Raw genomic sequence first — 16,300 nt, forward strand, 5'->3', positions numbered from 1 at the left:
GATCGTCTCCGATCTATCGATGGGTTTGCGACAGTCTTCCGTTGTGCTGTCGATAGGTCAACGATATATCGATAGTGGAGTGAGTGCAAGTGGGGAGGTGGCGCGCCTCCAGTGGGGTGGGTGGAGCTGGTGATGCGCGTGGGTTGGCGCCGGTGTCCGAGCTCGCTCGGCTACTACGCAACAAGCAAAGGGGCCGACCTCCGCCGTGCTGGCGAAGGTCGACCCCCACGGAGCGTGGCTCGCTATGGCGTGAGCGTCAACGTGTCCTTGGTTGTCCTCTGCACCGCAGCCCTCGAATACGGCCACGGCAGCGTCCGGAGCGTCCGCCACAACGCCAGCTGATCCAGGTAGTGCGGATCGTCGACGTGGCCGGAGGCGCCCGTCAGGTTGACCCACGTGGACGCGTCCAGGTTCGACAAGTCCACCAGCATCCGCATGGACGGCACCTCGTCGACCGCGAAGTTCTTGCCGATGTCGAAGCCCGTCGCGTCGACCACGGCCGAGCCGCCGGAGACCGGGACCGGGTCGCCGTTGACCAGCCACTTGACGAACCACGGGCCGCCGGTGCCCAGGGTCTGGTTGGTCGGCGTCAGCTTGTGCAGGGCGCCCCACTCCCATTGCTTGACATTCGAGCCCTGTTGCGATGTCAGTTCGTCCGCGGCCTGGTCCATGGCCTTGGCCAGCAGGGCGTCGCGGTCGCCGTTCCACCAGAAGCTGGTGGCGTCCGGAAGCAGGGTCGTGGCGGCTGCGAACCACTGGTCGCCGCCGTCGACCTCGACCGATGACGGCAGCTTCGCGATGAAGGCGTCCTTGCAGATGAACTTCCAGACCTCGTAGAAGTACGCCGCGGGGGCCGACGTGGTGGAGGTCGTGTAGTCCCAGCCCTCGAACAGCGTGCGTGCGGCCCGGGTCTGCTTCGACGACGATGCCGGCAGCCGTGTCAGGTACGGCACCAGCACGGACGCGAACTCGTTGCGCGTGTCGCCCTGGATCGCCCGCATGCCGTCCGCGTCGATCTTCTTCCCGTCGGAGGTGGCGGCTTTCAGGCGCTGCGTTATCTCGTTCGCGCGGTATCCGTAGTCGAAGTCCATCGAGAGCAGGTACGGGTATTGCGAGCCGATGATCGGGTTGTTCGCCGTGGCCACGAACCCGTCCGGCGGGTTCAGGACGTGTGGCAGCTCGTCGAACGGTATATAGCCGCTCCACTCGTACTGGTCGGTCCAGCCCGGTACCGGCCACCGGCCGTCGCCGGCCTTGCGGATCGGGATCTGGCCCGGTGTCTGATAGCCGATGTTGCCTGCGGTGTCGGCGTAGATCATGTTCTGGGACGGCACCGCGAAGTCCTTCGCGGCGGCCCGGAACGTGCTCCAGTCGGAAGCGCGGTCCACCTCGAACAACGCGTCGGCCGTGCGCCCGGGGTGCAGCGCCGTCCAGCGGAGGGCGACGGCGTAGCCGTTCCCGGCGGTGCGCAGGTCCTTGTCGGTGTCGGAGACCAACGGACCCTGATTCGTCGAGCGGATGGTGAGGGTGATCGGCTTGCCGCCGGCCACCTTGATGGTCTCCTGGCGCACTGAGAGCGGGAGCTGCTGCCCGTTGTATTCGTAGCTGTCGCCGCTGACCTTCTCCAGCACCAGGTCGGTGACGTCCTCGGTGCCGTTGGTGAAGCCCCACGCGATCGCGGACGTGTGCCCGATCAGCACGCCCGGCGTGCCGGGCATCGTGAAGCCGGCCACGTCGAACGGGCAGGCGTCGTTCACCGTCGTGCAGTGCAGCCCCATCTGGTACCAGATCGACGGCAGCTGCGGCGCCAGGTGCGGATCGTTGGCCAGCAGCGGCTTGCCGGTCGTGGTCAGCGCACCGGAGACCACCCAGGAGTTCGAGCCGACACCGTCGACGTGCGGCTGCAGCGTGGCGGGAAGCGCCGAGACGGTGTGCGAGAGGCTTGCCAGGGCGGTCGCGGCCCCGGCCGGCAGCGCGGCCGGTTCGGCGGGAGCGGTATCCGACGAGGTCGCGTTCTGGTCGAAGGCGCCGTTGGTGACAGTGCCCTGATGGACGATCGTCGGATGGCCCGCCGGATAAGCCGGGAACAGCTGGTCCACCTGGTCCTTGGTCAGCTTCTGCGACGCCAGGGCGCGGTCGATCTCCGACTGCATGTTGTCGCGCAGGTCCCAGGCCAGCGCCTTGAGCCACGCCACCGAGTCCACAGGGGTCCAGTCGTACGGCGTGTAGTCGGTCTGAAGGCCGAGTACCGCGTACTCCACCGACGCCTTGGATCCCTTGTGGTCCTTCAGATAGGCGTTCACACCCGCTGAATAAGCAGTCAGATACGCCTGCGTGTCCGCGCTGAGTGTCGAGTACTCCTGCTCGGCGACGGCCCGCCAGCCCATCGTGCGGACGAACTTGTCGGTGTCGACCTGGCTGGAGCCGAACATCTCGGCGAGGCGGCCGGCGGTGATGTGGCGGTAGACGTCCATCTGCCAGAAGCGGTCCTGGGCCTGGACGTAGCCCTGGGCGAAGAACAGGTCGTGGGAGGTGGCGGCGTAGACCTGCGGGACGCCTTCGGCGTTGCGGTCCACCTCGACGTTCGCGTCCAGGCCGGGGACGTGCAGGGTTCCTGTGGTCTGCGGGTAGGAGGCGTGGATCGAGGAGTTCAGCCACCAGGCGCCGCCGCCGACCAGCACGACGAGCAGCGCCGCCAGGACCGCTGAGGCGGTCTTGAGCTTGCGGAATCGGCGGCGCGGGCGGGAGCGGGGCTGAGCCGGTGGGGTGGTCGGCTCGAGGTCCGGCTCGGGTCCGGGGCCGGGGCCGATTTCCGGCCCGGCGTCCGGCTCGGACGCGCCGTCGGCGGTCCCGGCGTCGGGATCGGCCGGCTGCTCCGGGAACTCGTCGTGGTCGGTCTGCATCGCGGAAGATTAAGGGCAGCGATCAGACTTTGGCCATAGGGAGAAAGACCGTGATCAGGTGGTTCTGGGCGTTCATCGACCGGCCGGCGGCGGATTTCGAGGAGAGCGCGCGCTTCTGGACGGCCGTCACCGGCACCACGCTCTCGCCGCGGCGCGGGGAGCGTGGCGAGTTCGCGACGCTGCTGCCCACGGCGGGGGAGGGCGATCCGTGCGTGAAGCTGCAAGCCGTGCTCCACGGGGGCGGTGCTCACGTCGACATGGAGTTCGACGACTTCGAGGACGCTGTGACCCGGGTCGTGGAGCTCGGCGGCGAAGTGGTGGCGCGCGATGACGAGTGGGCCTATGCGAAGTCGCCCAGTGGATACGGGCTCTGCGTCACGACCTGGAACGGTGGGATGGAGACGGCGAGAGCGTTCGCGGGGACGGATGGGGCGCGGAGCCGGTTGGACCAGGTGTGTATCGATGTCGCGCCGTCGGCGTTCGACGCCGAACTGGCGTTCTGGTCCGGGGTGAGCGGGCTGGAGGTCATGCCGAGCCGACGATTCGCGGAGTTCAGCTGGCTGCGGCCGCCGGAGGGGGCGCCGGTGGCGGTGTTGTTCCAGCGGGTGGGGGAGGAGCGGCCGACCTCGGCACACCTGGACGTGAGCTGCTCCGACGCCGACGCGACGCGGGCGGCGCACGAGGCGTTGGGGGCGGAGTTCGTGGCCGAGCGGGCGAACTGGCTGGTGATGCGGGATCCGGCGGGGTGGGAGTACTGCCTGATCCGGAAGGATCCAGAGTCCTGAAGAGAAGCGGGAAGCCAGGGCGAGAGACGGCAGCTGGAAGCCGGAGCTAGGAACGGTCCGGCGCGGCCCTGATCCGGTCCCGGCCGGACTCCTTGGCCGCGTACAGGGCCAGGTCGGCGGCGATCACCAGGTCGGTCATCGTCGACGCGGAGTCCGGGAGGGTCGCGACGCCGACGCTGACCGTCACCTTGTGCGCCCAGGTGCCGGAGACGGCGCTGACTTCGGCGCGGAGGCTGTCGGCGCGGGCCAGGGCCTGGGCGTGGCCGCAGTCCGGCATCAGGACGCCGAACTCCTCGCCGCCGATGCGTCCGATGACGTCGCCGGCGCGGACCAGGCGGGGGAGGAGGTCGCCGAGGGAGGCGAGGGTCTCGTCGCCGGCGGCGTGGCCCCAGGTGTCGTTGATCAGCTTGAAGTGGTCGACGTCCACGGCCAGCAGGGACAGCGGGGCGCGGGTGCGGCGGTGGCGGGCGATCTCGCGGTCCATGGCCTCGTCGAAGGCGCGGCGGTTGCCGAGACCCGTGAGGGGATCGGTGCGGGCCTGCTGGGCGAGAACCCGTTTCAGGCGGTCGGCCTGGGCCCGGACGTGGAGGATCACGACCAGCGTCAGGATCACCGAGGCGGTGATCTCGACCCACACCGTGAAGCGACCCGGGCCGGTGCCCTCGGCCAGGACGACTGCCAGGCAGCCGATGACGACGAGCAGGGTCCAGTACGCGGTGCGGCGCGGCAGCAGATAGGCCGCGAACAGAACGGGCCAGGTGAGCAGGAGCATGCCGTCCGCGGCGTTGTTGTGGTTCAGCGCCATGGGGGTGGTGATCAGGAGCGCGGAGAGGGCGGGGGTGGCCTTCAGAACCGGGTCGGGCGCGGGGCCGGGCAGCAGGAGATAGACCGTGCCCCAGGCGACGCCCAGGGCGCAGGCGCCGATGAGGCTCCACCAGCTGGACGAGAACGTCCCCGCCGGCACGCCCAGGATCAGCGTGAGGATCATGCCGAGACTGGCGCCGAGGACGAGGAGCCGGCCGGCGAAGCGGGTGGCGAACAGGCGGCTCTCGTGCTCGGTGCGCTCCCACAGGACGGCGACCGAGGGGTCCGGCGGACGGGGACGGCCGCGGGGCCACGAGCGGTGGCGGACGGGCCTGGCCGGAGCGGCGGGGCTGCCAGGACTCGGGGGGCTGACAGGACTCGGGGGGCTGACAGGACTCGGGGGGCTGACAGAGCGAGCGGGGTCGGCAGGGCTGGCAGGGCTGGTGGGATGGGCCGGGTCGGCAGGGCTGTCAGAGCTGGCAGGACCAGCGGGCCCGACAGGCCTTGCCGGGCTGGCGGGACCACTCTCCGGCGGCGGGTCGGAGACGCCGTCCTCGTTCGAGGCGCGCCGGCGCTCGTCGCTCACGAGTCCGCCTCCGAGTCCGCCTCGGAATCCACCTCGGAATCCGCCTCCGAGCCCGCCCCGGAATCCGCTTCCGCATCAGGCTCCACCGCAGGCGTGGCCTCCGCCGAAGGCCCGCCCCCCGAAAGCTCCTCGTCCTGCTCCGACCGGTAGATCCCCGCCGCGCCCACCGCCCCCAGGGCGCGTGTCGGCAGGGTGACGCGGCCGGCGCGGATCAGGGCCGTGGCCTCCGCTGTCGGCATCGGGCGGGCGTACAGGTATCCCTGTCCGAGGTCGGCGCCCATGTGTGCCAGGGCTCTGCGCTGCTCGGCGGTCTCCACGCCCTCGGCGACCACCATCAGGGTCAGGGACTTCGCGATGCCGATGATGCCCTTCACCAGGGCTGTCTGCCGGGGTTCGCCCGGGACGCCGTCGACGAAGGCCTTGTCGATCTTCAGGGCGGAGACCGGCAGGTCGCGGAGGTACGACAGGGACGAGTAGCCCGTGCCGAAGTCGTCCAGGGACACGCCGACGCCGCGGCGCGTCAGGGTTCTGAGGTTGGCCAGGGCGGTGCCGGCGCGGTCGATCAGGGAGCTCTCGGTCGCCTCCACCATCAGGAAGGCCGGGTCCAGGCCGGCGTCCGACAGGGCTTCGCCCACCTCGTCGGGGAAGTTCGGGTCGCGGAGCTGGTGGGCCGAGACGTTCACCGAGATCTTGATCGGGGCGATGCCGCGGGCGGTGCGGATCGCGTTCCAGCGGGCCGCCTGCTCGGTGGCGGTGCGCAGGATCCAGCGGCCCAGGGGCAGGATCTGGCCGGTGGCCTCGGCCAGCGGGATGAAGTCGTCCGGCGGGATCACCGTGCCGTCCGGCTGCGGCCAGCGGACCAGGGCCTCGAAGCCGCCGATGTCGCCGTCGTCGAGCCAGACGATGGGCTGGTAGTAGAGCTCGAAGCTGTTCTCGGCCAGGGCCTTGTCCAGGCCGGAGCGGCGGGCGGCGGCCCGGGCCAGTTCGGCGCGCAGCCGCGGGTCGTAGCCGCGCCAGGTGTGGGGGCCCGCGCCTTTCGCGGCGTGCAGGGTCATCTCGGCGTCGGCCAGGAGGGAGGCGCCGGTCGCGCCGGTCGTGCAGGTCGCCACCGCCCCGGACGTCGTCACGGCGATCGGGCCGACGTAGAACGGCTCCTCCTCGCCCGGCATCCCGGCCGGCAGCGTGGGCTTCTCGTCGGAGCGGCGTACCTCCAGCACCGCGAACTCGTCGCCGCCGGTGCGGGCCAGCACGTCCCCGGGCCGCAGCCGCTCCTGGATCCGCTGGGCGATGTCGCGCAGCACCTGGTCGCCGGCCTCGCGGCCGTGGAAGTCGTTGATCTCGCGGAAGTGGTCCAGGTCCAGCAGCAGCACCGACACCGACACCGACGGCGAGGCCAGCTCCACCGCGTCCTCCAGCCCGCGCATGAACGCCAGCCGGTTCGGGAGGTCGGTGAGCGGGTCCCGGTACGCGTGCCGCTGCAGGGTGCGCTCCAGTCCGCGCGCGGTGGTGACGTCGTGCAGCGACAGCACGAAACCGCCGACCGTGGGCTCCGCCCGCAGGTCCGCGATCGTGGTCTCGACCTCGTGCGGCGGCCCGCCGCCGGCGCTGATCTCCCAGTCCCGGCGCACCGGGGGCTGCGGCGTCGGCTCCGCGGCCCGCACGGCCACGTCGGCGCTGTACACCGAGCCGATCACCTCGGCCAGCGGCCGGTCCCGCAGCGGCCGGTCGCCGAACAGCTGGGCCGACGACGGCGACGCGTACCGCACCCGCAGCTCCGGGTCGACGATCAGGATCGTGTCCGACGTGTTCTGCACCAGCGCCCGGAAGTACGCCTCGCTGTCCCGCCGGGTGATCTCCTGTGACAGCGTGATCCGCTCCAGCGCCGCGGACGCCTGCCTGGCCAGGATCTCCAGCGCCCCGCCGAGCACCGCGAGGTCCTCCTCGGCGGCCGCGACCACCAGCACGCCGGGCACGCCGTCCAGCGGCACGACCCCCGCGTGTTCGAGCGGTCCGAGGCGCTCGGGGAAGGGCGGCGGCAGGTCCGCGGTGTGGACGACGTTGGCGGCGTGCAGATGCCCGCCGGGCGCGGCTCGCGGCAGCGTCGGCGCGGCTTCGGACTCGTCGTCGGCGGAGAGCAGCGCGGTCTCGGCCAGCGCCTTGCGCCAAGCGGCGGATTCCGGATCGGACCGGGCCCTGGCCGAGGCGCGCGGGCGGGCCGGTGTGGGCGGCGACGGGAACCTGCCGTCGGCGCCGCTGAAGCGGGGCGGGACGCCGGTCGGGGTGGGCACGCCCTCGACGTCGCCGGCGTGGCGCGCTTCGGCGGATGTGGAACGGGCATCCGGAGCAGCGCCGGCGGTGCGAGCCGTATCAGCTGCGTTCGCTCCCGCGGTCGGCTCGCCGAAACCGGAGCTGGAAACCAGACCGGAGCTGGAAACCAGACCGGAGCCAGGAGCGGAGTCGGATCCCCATCCCCGCACGGCCCCCGCCGTCGCCACCTGCACCCCCTCCGCCCCCTCCACGACCACCACCACTGCGTGCCCCGCCCCCCGCCCCGAGAACAACCCCGCCGCCCCCTGCGCGAGCGTCTCCGTCACCTCCCGCGTCCCGCCGGCCACCCCCAGCTCCTCGCTGGCCGCCAGCAGGATCGACTCGCGGGCCAGCGCCTGGCGGTGCGACCGCACCATCACCGCGACCCGCGCGAGGATCATCAGCGAGATCGTCAGTCCCACTATCGGCCCCGCCCAGCCGGTCGCCAGATGGCCGCGGGCCAGCTCCACGCTGTTGATGATCGGCGCCACCACCGCCGCCACGATCAGCGGCGCGATGCGGGGAGGGCGGGACCAGGCGGTCGGCAGGGCGGCGCGGGCCGTCTCACGGACGGGTCTGGTCAGGTCGTGGGACGACGGCACCACGGCCGCGGCCGTCCAGAAGGCCGCGAACAGCATCCAGCACAGCTCCAGCGCCCAGGTGCCGGTGTGGGTGCCGTACCAGGTGGCGGAGTTCAGGCGCAGTATGGACTCCGCCACGTCGGCGCCGGTCTGGAACAACGCTCCGGCGGTCAGGAGCCACAGGGCGGCGTTGCGCGAGCCCGGGGAGATCACCAGCCGCAGCAGCATGCCCAGCAGCAGCAGGTCGCAGAGCGGGGCGATGACCGACGCCAGTCCGTAGTCCCAGGTGTCGGAGCCCTGGTCGAAGTACGGCACGATCAGGTAGACCCAGGCCGCGTAGGCGGCCGCGAACACGACGATCAGCGCGTCCAGCGTCCCCGCCGAGTCCCGGCCGACCAGCCGGTGCTTCATGACCAGCCGCAGACCGACCAGCGCCAGCGGGTACCCCAGGAAGCCGATCCAGTCGCCGATGTCCGGCCCCACGTGGCGGGCGTAGGCGAAGTCCGAGTAGTTGGACACCACGATCAGCCCCGCGGCCGCCGCCAGCAGGTACCAGGCGTGCACGTACGGCGGCCGGTTCACCCGGATCCCGAGCAGCATCGCCGCGGCGGTGCACAGCGCCAGCACGAACCACGCCAGGCCCCGCAGGGCCTGGGAGGAGAAGAAGACCGCCAACGTCACCGCCAGCACGGCGGCCAGGACGCCGAGCACCCGCCGCTCGTGCCCCGGCCACCCGGACAGCGGTGGCGGTGGTCGCATGCTTCAAAACTGTCACACGCGCCGCCCTCGCGCCTGTTGAACAGGGGGCGTGAGTATCAGGGGGTGACTAGCTACGTGGCTGGTAGACGGTCCCGACTGGCTTCGGTCGGGGGTTCGGTCCGAGGTGTACCACGTACCACTCGCCGCGCCAGGAGATCAGCGAGAACAGCCCGAACGACTTGGTCTTGCCGCCCTGGGTGTACGTCAGCCGCGCTCCGTACACGCGGTAATACGACAATTTGTTCTGCTCGCCGCCCGGCAGGATCCACTGTGCCTGGCCGGCGGGCACCGTCACACCCACCAGCTTCGCGTCCTTGGCGCCCGAGCCCAGCAGCCGGTGCGCGGCATGGATGTCCAGATTGTAGAAACCGATCAGCCGGTTCTGGTAGTCGGACGACGGATTGGCGATCGCCTTGACCTGCTGGTACGCCGACTCCGGGAAGAAGAACGGCAGCGCCTCCTGCGGGTTGTCGTCCACTATCCCCTGCCACAGCGCGTTCACCCCGGCCAGGAACTGCGGGTCGGTGGACGTCGGCAGCGTCTTGGTCTGCGGCAGCTTCCCGGGATCACCGCTGGGGGAGCCGGCCGTTGGGGACGGCGACAACGACGGCGTCGGAGACGGGGACTGCGCGGACCCCGACGAAGCCGGAGCCGGAGTCGTAGCCGGCGTCGAAGCTCCGGAGGGCGTGGCGGCGGCCGGCGCGGCCTTGGGGCTCGACGACCCGCCGCACCCGGCCGCGGTCAGCGTGACGGCGGCCGTGGCCACCGCCACCAGTCCCATACGTGTTCTCACGGGGATCAACCGTTCTCGTCCGTGAGCCACCGCAGATCATGATCAGCTCCCGGCGCCAGGAACTCCAGCAAGACCGCGCCTTCCGTTTCGAGCTCCGTGCGGTGCGCCTTGGTGATCGGCACCAGGGGAGTGAGGTTCAGCGTCGCCGCCTTGCGCTTCTTGTCCGTCTCGATCTTCCAGACGCCCCGGATGCGGCCGTCCACCAGGAAGGTCGGAACGGCCATGTTGCCGAGCCAGATCTTGTCCTTGGCCACCTGGGTGTCGTGGATCCGCGCACGGTCCTTGTGGCCGATGAACACGTTGTCGAAGTCCGGCAGGAACCGGACCGGGGCGTCGACGTCCGCACCGGGACGCGGCGCGTCCGGCAGGTCGTACAACTCGGTCCCGCCCTCGTTCTGGAAGACCACCAGCTCGCCGCGCAGCCTGTCGAACACCTCCCGCAGGCCGGTGAGCCCGCTCCAGGTCTGCGCATCCATCACCGAAGCCGGCCCGAACGCCTTGAGATACCGCGTCACCAGTTCATCCGGTGTCATGGCGGGAGCCTCTTCGCTCCCCAGCCAGTTCTCCGCGGTGGTGTGCTTGGCCAGCCCGCCCTGGCGCCACAGACCACGCGGCGTCACCTGCACCATCGCCAGGTTGTTGCGCACCGCCACTCCCAGCGCCTGCGCGTCGTGGTCCGGATACGCCTCCGCCAGCAGCTTGCCGAGGTCGTTGAACGTCAGCGGCTCCTCGTCCAGGAGCACCCGGGCGCGCGCCGCGAGCTCCCGCAGGTCGATGCCCTGCAGCCGCCGCCCGAACGCGCCCTTGAGGTTCCGGTCCTGCACCGGCTGCAGCAGCCGGCGCAGCGGCATGCAGTCCCGCGCCGTCACCGTGTGGATCGTCGAGCGCTGGAGGCTCATCCGGACGAACTCACGGTCCTGGAACCGCCGTGAGAAGTCCTCGGCGTCGAACGCCGCGAGCCGCGTCCACAGACCGACGTAGTGGTTCGGGGGGACCTGGGTCTGGAGCCCGACCAGATGCTCCACCGCCGCGGCCGCGTCCAGGTCCGAGCGCCGCAGCAGCAGCTGCCGGTCCAGGGTCGCGCGATTGAGCTCCTGCTCGGTCAGGGTGCGGACGCTCACGCGGGCTCCAGGACGAACACGTTGACGTCTCGGCCCGCCCGCTCGGCGTAGTCGTCGTAACCCGGCCAGAGCTTCGTCACCGTCGTCCACGCCCGCTCGCGCTCGTCGCCCTCCAGCACGCGGGCCCGCACCGGCTTGGCCTTGCCCCGGATCGTCACCGTCGCCCGCGGGTCGGCCAGCAGGTTCAGCGCCCACGCCGGGTGGTGGTGCTGGCCCCAGTTCGAGCCGACGACCACGTACCCGCCGCCCCGCTCCGCGTACAGCAGCGGCACGGTGCGCTCCTGCCCGGACTTGCGCCCGGTCGTGGTGAGCAGCAGCGTCGGCCGTCCGGTGCCGGTCAGGATGAACACCCGGCCGCCGGTGGCCCGCCCGAGGAACCGGTCGACGTGCGGCGCCACCCCCTTGAACGTGGTCGCGAACCACTGTTTCCGGCCCAGCCGCGTGACGACGGCGCTCCAAGGGTTGGTCATCCCCTCATCATGGCATCCGCGGGCCCACGCCGGGGCTCCGCGTGTCGGGCACTCCACGGCGCGCATCGGCGCGCCAAGATGAGGGGATGACGGACACGTTGCACATCTCGCGGGCCTCGATCGCCGACTGGCCCACGATTCAAGCCTGGTGCGCCGCGGAGGGATGGAACCCCGGCGACCATGACGGACCGTGCTTTCTGGCGCAGGACCCCGAGGGCTTCTTCATCGGGCGGATCGACGGCGAGCCGGTCTCGTCGGTGTCCGTGGTGAACTACGGGGACGACTTCTCCTTCCTCGGCCTGTACCTGGTCAAGCCCGAGTTCCGCGGCCGCGGCCACGGCCTGGCCACCTGGAAGGCCGCGCTGCCCCACGCCGGCGACCGCACAGTGGGCCTCGACGGCGTCGTCGCCCAGCAGGACAACTACCGCAAGTCCGGTTTCAACTACGCCCACCGTACGGTCCGCCACCTCGGCACCCTGACTCCCGACGGCTCCGGCTCGGCCGCCGTCCCCCTGGCCGAGGCCGCTCTCGCGGACGTCACCGACTACGACGCACTGTGCTTCCCCGCGCCGCGTCCGGTCTTCCTGCGCGAGTGGTTCGCCGCGCCGGGCCACGTCGGCCGTGCCCTGATCGTGGACGGCCGCCTGGTCGGCTACGGCGTCATGCGCACCGCCCGCGACAGCCACCGCGTCGGGCCGCTGTTCGCCGATTCCCGCGTCTACGCCGAGGTGATCCTCGACGCGCTGGTCGCCGGCATCGGCGGAACCGGCGGCTGCACGGTCGCGATCGACGTCCCGGAGACCAACGCCGAGGCCCTGGCCATGGTGGGCGAACTCGGCATGGAGCCGGCGTTCGAGGTGGCCCGGATGTACACCGGTCCGGTCCGCGACGTCGACGCGGGCAAGGTCTTCGGCGTCACCACCCTCGAACTCGGCTGAGGTCCCCACGTCCTACAGGTGGTCGTAGGTCTTGAACGAGTAGAACGCGGTCGCGTCCACGCGGTTCGCCCCGGACGGCGAGGGCAGCCCGAAGCGCCGGTCCAGCGTCCCGGAGGCCCGGCCACAGCCGCTCACCTCGGGCACGGCCAGCGTCGCGTCCTGCACCTCGAAGGTGATGATCGGCGGGTTCTGCGATATCCACTCCGTGGTCCCCGGAACCCGCCCCGCCACCACCTGGACCGGCGCGTCGCCGGTGCCGATCGAGCACCGGTCGCCCAGCTTCGGCCCGGACAGCGCGAACGCCAGGCTCATCGCGCCCTGCGAATAGAAGTCGGGCGGCGAGATCAGCCGCGGCTGCATCCACAGTTTCGGGCCGTGTCCGTCGCCGGACTGCCGGCCTTCCACCGGCAGGCGCGGGGCCCGGAAGCCGCCGAAGACCTGTCCGGGTGTTCCGTCCGGCATCGGGCCCTCGGCGTGGGTCACGCGGTCGAAACGGAACGGTGCGGTGCTGGCCCCGATGGTCACCGTGCCGGAGGCGACGAGGACCTCGCACCGCCACCTGGCCGGGTCCACGCCCGGCGGCAGCTGCGGACAGTCGCTGTAGTCGAAGGCCGGGACGGCGGTCGGGGTGGTCGTCGCGGTCGGTGCGGTCAGTGCGGTCGGCGCGGTGTCGGGGTTCGCGGCGGCGGCCTGCGCGGCGGCCGGCAGGGCGACGCCGGCGGCGGCCAGCGTGGTGGCGGCGATGAGCGCGGATGTCTTTCGCATGGCTCCATGCTCGAGGAGAAGAGGGCGTCTGGATCAGAGTGCTGGCTCCCGAATCCGGGGTAGGGCTGGCCCCCACCGCACTGATCGCCTCGAAGATCCACGGCTGCTACCGTCCACCCATGACTGACGTGCTACAGCAGGTCCCCCTCATCGACGGCCCGATCGCATACCGGGGCGCTCTGGAAGTCGTCACCACCGAGGCCGGCGTCCTGGCGCGCCGTCTGCCGCAGTGGACGGTCGCGCAGTACCCCGAGGCTTCGATGGAACGCCAGGCCACCGCGGGTTCCGGCGTGCGGCTCGCGTTCCGTACCGCGGCCACCGTGGTCGAGCTGGACGTACTGACCACGGTGGCGATGATGGCCGAGGGCGAGCCGAACCCCGACGACGCCGGGAACTTCGAGATCACCGTCGACGGCGTGCCGTCCGGTGTCCGCAAGGCTCCGGTCGGCAACGTGATCGAGCTCGACGCCGCCTTCCAGGAGAGCGCCTTCGTGCCGGGCGGCCCCACGACGATCCGCTTCGACGGGCTGCCCGCCGGAGCCAAGGAGATCGAGGTCTGGCTGCCGCAGTGGGTCAAGACCGAGGTCGCCGCGGTGCGCGCCGACGCGCCGGTCGACCCGCCCACGGCGACCGGCCGCCGCGTCTGGCTGCACCATGGCAGCTCGATCAGCCAGTGCAACGAGGCCGCGTCGCCGCTGGGCGTCTGGCCGGTGATCGCGGCCCGCGCGGCGGGGGTGGACCCGGTCAACATCGGCCTGTCCGGCAACTGCTACCTCGACCCCTTCGTCGCCCGCTCGATCCGCGACACCCCGGCCGACGTGATCAGTCTGAAGCTGGGCATCAACTTCACCTGCCGCGCCACCTACCGCCTGCGCACGCTGGGCCCGACGGTCCACGGCTTCCTCGACACCGTCCGCGAAGGCCACCCGACCACCCCGATCCTCGTGGTCTCGCCGATCGCCTGCCCCGCGGTGGAGCGCACGCCGGGCCCGACGGTGTGGCGGAACGACGTCTTCACCGCGACCGGGAACCCGGCCGACGTCGCCATCGGGGCCCTGACCCTCGAAGTGGTCCGCGCCGAACTCCGCCGCATCGTCGCCGAACGCTCGAAGCAGGACCCGAACATCGCCTACCTCGACGGTCTGGACCTGCTGGCCCTGCACGAGGCGGACGAGTTCCTCGGCGAAGGACTGCACCCGACCCCGGCCGGCTACCGGCTGATCGGCGAACGGTTCGCCCACCTGGCTTTCGGCCCCGGCGGTGCGCTCGCAGCGGCGGGCTGAACACCGGCGGCCACCCCAGCCGGGCCGCCGGCGCTGTGCCGCAAGCCCCACGGACTCGCCCCGAGTCCGGGCATCCCCATGCGCACAGCCCGGCGGCGCCGCAGCTCGGCCTCGGTGTACCGGCCGCAGTTCTGATGCCAGTTCAGGACGCCGATCATCCAGTCGCGCAGCACCTGGACGTGCCGGTCCAACGCCTCGCGGGTGTCGGCCGCCAGCGCCAGCGCGTCCACCAGCGCCGGAATCTCCACGGCGGCGGCGTGCCGGAACTGGTCCAACCGCGCCGCAATCAGAGCCCTGACGATCTCCACGGCCCCATCCCGGTCGCAGTCGAAGAAGTCCTGCGCGACCAGCACGGCGTTGTGGACCTCCCCCTCGAACTGGATCTCCTTCTGGTAGGAATACAGATCGTTGACCAGGGCTCCCCAGTCGGCGGCGGCGTGTTCCAGCGCCTGCACCGGCCGACTCCGCCGCACCTCGGCCGGCAAGCCGCCGCGGCCCAAGCGTGCCAACGCCATGGTGAAGCTCGATCCGAAGGTCTCACGCCGCATCTCGACATAATCGACCGGATCCGGCACGCGACGAACGACGGCGTTGTCCAGCTCCCACAGCCATGCTTCGAGCATCAGGCGGGTACCGCGCCGCATCTCCTCTCGGCTGTCTTCCGATGTCCCGGCCACGGTACGACGCCAAAGGTCGGCCAGCCCGCGTTCGAGCCCTGATGCCGGGATGGGAGGAGTGTCGCTCATCAGAGCCATGAGACGCTCCGTGCAGACCCTGGCCCCGACCCGATCCCGCGCCGTGCCGAACACCGAGGGGTAGAAGTCGTCGGCGTACGTGCCCCAGGCAAGCCAGTCGGTCGCGAGTTCCAGCTCCTCCCGCGTCGCCTCGGGATTCATCCCGGCCGCACACAGCGCGAAGTCGGCGGCAGCCAGATGCTTCTCGTCCCAGATGCCTTCGAGGATGCCGATGTGATGCGACCATTGTTCGGAATGCCGCCGTGCCGCCGCCAGATGCGGGCTCAGCCGCAGCTCGCCCGGCGCCTCAAGCGGCGGAATCGGCGTCGGGCCCACCGGTTCGAAGGGCAGATGGCTCACACGCTTGAGACGCTGGGGCAGCGTCCTCGCGATCGACCCGAAGATGCGTGCCGCCGACGTCCCCAACCCCATCGGACCCCCGAGCGGCGAGTCCCCTCCCGCACCTGCGTCGTTCATGTACCGGGACGACCGCAGATGCCATTCATGTCCTCCTGCCTGCCAGTCCTGCAGCCCTTTGACATACAGCCCGACGTGCACCGCCTCCGTCGGCCCGATGGCGTACTCCGCGAACAGCGGCGCGAGTTCGGTCAGCGCGGTCTGCTCGAACTGATGGAGCCGGCTGGTCAGCAGCTGGTTCGTGAGCTCCGCGGCGGTCTGCGTGTCGCAGCCGAGGAAGCGCTCCAACACGAGCACACAGTTGGCGTTCTCGCCTTCCTGCTCCACCTCGCGCTGATAGCTGAAGAGGTCGTTCCGCAGGTGCACGGCATCGGCGAACGTGTCCTTCAGCACCCGCAACGGCCGGCTGGCAGCGACCCGATCGGGCACCTCGACCCCGTTGGCGTGTTCCACCAGATGCGCCGACCACGGCGCGCCTCCCACCTTCCGCCGCATCTCGATGTAGTCGACGGGATCGGCGACACGGTTCTCCGTGATGTTCGCCAGCTCCCACAGCGACTCCTCCAGCAGATGCCGATTGCTCTCAGCGAACCGCCGCCGCCATCCCTCCGACTTCCCGGGCACCGTCCGCACCCACAGATCCGCCAACCCGGCTTCGACGGCGTTCGTGGCCTCCGGCATCACGCCCGCTCCGACCGGCATGAACGCCGGCAACCGATCGAGATACGAGCGCGCTCCGATCATGTTCCGCGGCTTCTTGTAGACCTCAAGGAAATGGTCGTCGAAGAAGAAGACCCACACGTACCAGTCCGTGACGAGCGCCAGCTCCTCCGCTCCGCAGTCAGGATGCGTATAAGCGCACAACAACGCGTAGTCGTGACGATCGAAGTCGGTCTCGTCCCACACCCCCGACCCCTCGATCATGCCGAACGATCGCGCCCACTCCTTCGAATGAACACGGGCGAACTCGAGATGGGGATTCAGACGGGCGGGATACGGCATGTAGAAGTCGGGCAGGCGAAACGGCTGCGGCATGTCTTCGACGCTAGGCGCC

At 70.9% G+C, this 16,300-nt stretch carries 11 protein-coding genes; 3 read left to right on the forward strand and 8 right to left on the reverse strand.

Annotated elements, in window-relative coordinates:
* Positions 1-242: 242 nt before the first annotated feature.
* On the reverse strand, positions 243-2,903 hold the full coding sequence (locus tag ABD466_RS09060; RefSeq protein WP_344656505.1) for a penicillin acylase family protein: 2,661 nt from the start codon (positions 2,901-2,903) through the stop codon (positions 243-245).
* Between the two features lie 50 nt (positions 2,904-2,953).
* On the opposite strand from ABD466_RS09060, the gene ABD466_RS09065 reads away from it, so the two are divergent.
* Complete coding sequence (locus ABD466_RS09065) at positions 2,954-3,688, forward strand: VOC family protein (RefSeq protein WP_344656506.1); 735 nt, start codon at positions 2,954-2,956, stop codon at positions 3,686-3,688.
* Positions 3,689-3,734: 46 nt separating this feature from the next.
* Here the strand turns inward: ABD466_RS09065 and ABD466_RS09070 are convergent, their stop codons facing one another.
* The 5 genes from ABD466_RS09070 to ABD466_RS09090 form a co-directional block, all read right to left on the reverse strand.
* The gene (locus ABD466_RS09070; protein ID WP_344656507.1) at positions 3,735-4,676 is read right to left on the reverse strand and encodes a GGDEF domain-containing protein; all 942 of its coding nucleotides are present in this window, start codon (positions 4,674-4,676) and stop codon (positions 3,735-3,737) included.
* A gap of 398 nt (positions 4,677-5,074) precedes the next feature.
* On the reverse strand, positions 5,075-8,725 hold the full coding sequence (locus ABD466_RS09075; protein ID WP_344656508.1) for an EAL domain-containing protein: 3,651 nt from the start codon (positions 8,723-8,725) through the stop codon (positions 5,075-5,077).
* 67 nt (positions 8,726-8,792) lie between these two features.
* Positions 8,793-9,518 (reverse strand): hypothetical protein, encoded by a 726-nt coding sequence (locus ABD466_RS09080; RefSeq protein WP_344656509.1) that lies wholly within the window; start codon positions 9,516-9,518, stop codon positions 8,793-8,795.
* A 5-nt stretch (positions 9,519-9,523) separates the two neighbouring features.
* Positions 9,524-10,639, reverse strand: a complete 1,116-nt coding sequence (locus tag ABD466_RS09085) for a winged helix DNA-binding domain-containing protein (protein WP_344656510.1) — start codon at positions 10,637-10,639, stop codon at positions 9,524-9,526.
* Complete coding sequence (locus tag ABD466_RS09090) at positions 10,636-11,109, reverse strand: nitroreductase/quinone reductase family protein (protein WP_344656511.1); 474 nt, start codon at positions 11,107-11,109, stop codon at positions 10,636-10,638. The genes ABD466_RS09085 and ABD466_RS09090 overlap by 4 nt, the downstream gene beginning before the upstream one ends.
* An 86-nt stretch (positions 11,110-11,195) precedes the next feature.
* Here ABD466_RS09090 and ABD466_RS09095 point away from each other — a divergent pair, with 86 nt between their 5' ends.
* Positions 11,196-12,047 carry a GNAT family N-acetyltransferase gene (locus ABD466_RS09095; RefSeq protein WP_344656512.1) on the forward strand — a complete coding sequence of 284 codons (852 nt, stop codon included), beginning with the start codon at positions 11,196-11,198 and terminating at the stop codon, positions 12,045-12,047.
* A gap of 12 nt (positions 12,048-12,059) precedes the next feature.
* Here the strand turns inward: ABD466_RS09095 and ABD466_RS09100 are convergent, their stop codons facing one another.
* The gene (locus tag ABD466_RS09100) at positions 12,060-12,812 is read right to left on the reverse strand and encodes a hypothetical protein (RefSeq protein ID WP_344656513.1); all 753 of its coding nucleotides are present in this window, start codon (positions 12,810-12,812) and stop codon (positions 12,060-12,062) included.
* Between the two features lie 119 nt (positions 12,813-12,931).
* Here ABD466_RS09100 and ABD466_RS09105 point away from each other — a divergent pair, with 119 nt between their 5' ends.
* Complete coding sequence (locus tag ABD466_RS09105) at positions 12,932-14,095, forward strand: GDSL-type esterase/lipase family protein (RefSeq protein ID WP_344656514.1); 1,164 nt, start codon at positions 12,932-12,934, stop codon at positions 14,093-14,095.
* Here ABD466_RS09105 and ABD466_RS09110 read toward each other — a convergent pair.
* A complete protein-coding gene (locus ABD466_RS09110; RefSeq protein WP_344656515.1) occupies positions 14,023-16,281 on the reverse strand; it encodes a terpene synthase family protein in 2,259 nt (752 codons plus the stop codon). The genes ABD466_RS09105 and ABD466_RS09110 overlap by 73 nt on opposite strands.
* Positions 16,282-16,300: the final 19 nt, after the last annotated feature.

It is taken from the genome of Catenulispora subtropica (assembly GCF_039531675.1).
GTDB classification, from domain to species: Bacteria; Actinomycetota; Actinomycetes; order Streptomycetales; family Catenulisporaceae; genus Catenulispora; species Catenulispora subtropica.

Excerpts from the sequence above, each read along its gene's own strand:
- ABD466_RS09060 (WP_344656505.1), bottom strand. The coding sequence starts at position 2,903 with ATGCAGACCGACCACGACGAGTTCCCGGAGCAGCCGGCCGATCCCGAC.
- ABD466_RS09070 (WP_344656507.1), bottom strand. The coding sequence starts at position 4,676 with ATGATCCTCACGCTGATCCTGGGCGTGCCGGCGGGGACGTTCTCGTCC.
- ABD466_RS09075 (WP_344656508.1), bottom strand. The coding sequence starts at position 8,725 with ATGCGACCACCGCCACCGCTGTCCGGGTGGCCGGGGCACGAGCGGCGG.
- ABD466_RS09090 (WP_344656511.1), bottom strand. The coding sequence starts at position 11,109 with ATGACCAACCCTTGGAGCGCCGTCGTCACGCGGCTGGGCCGGAAACAG.
- ABD466_RS09095 (WP_344656512.1), top strand. The coding sequence starts at position 11,196 with ATGACGGACACGTTGCACATCTCGCGGGCCTCGATCGCCGACTGGCCC.
- ABD466_RS09100 (WP_344656513.1), bottom strand. The coding sequence starts at position 12,812 with ATGCGAAAGACATCCGCGCTCATCGCCGCCACCACGCTGGCCGCCGCC.
- ABD466_RS09105 (WP_344656514.1), top strand. The coding sequence starts at position 12,932 with ATGACTGACGTGCTACAGCAGGTCCCCCTCATCGACGGCCCGATCGCA.
- ABD466_RS09110 (WP_344656515.1), bottom strand. The coding sequence starts at position 16,281 with ATGCCGCAGCCGTTTCGCCTGCCCGACTTCTACATGCCGTATCCCGCC.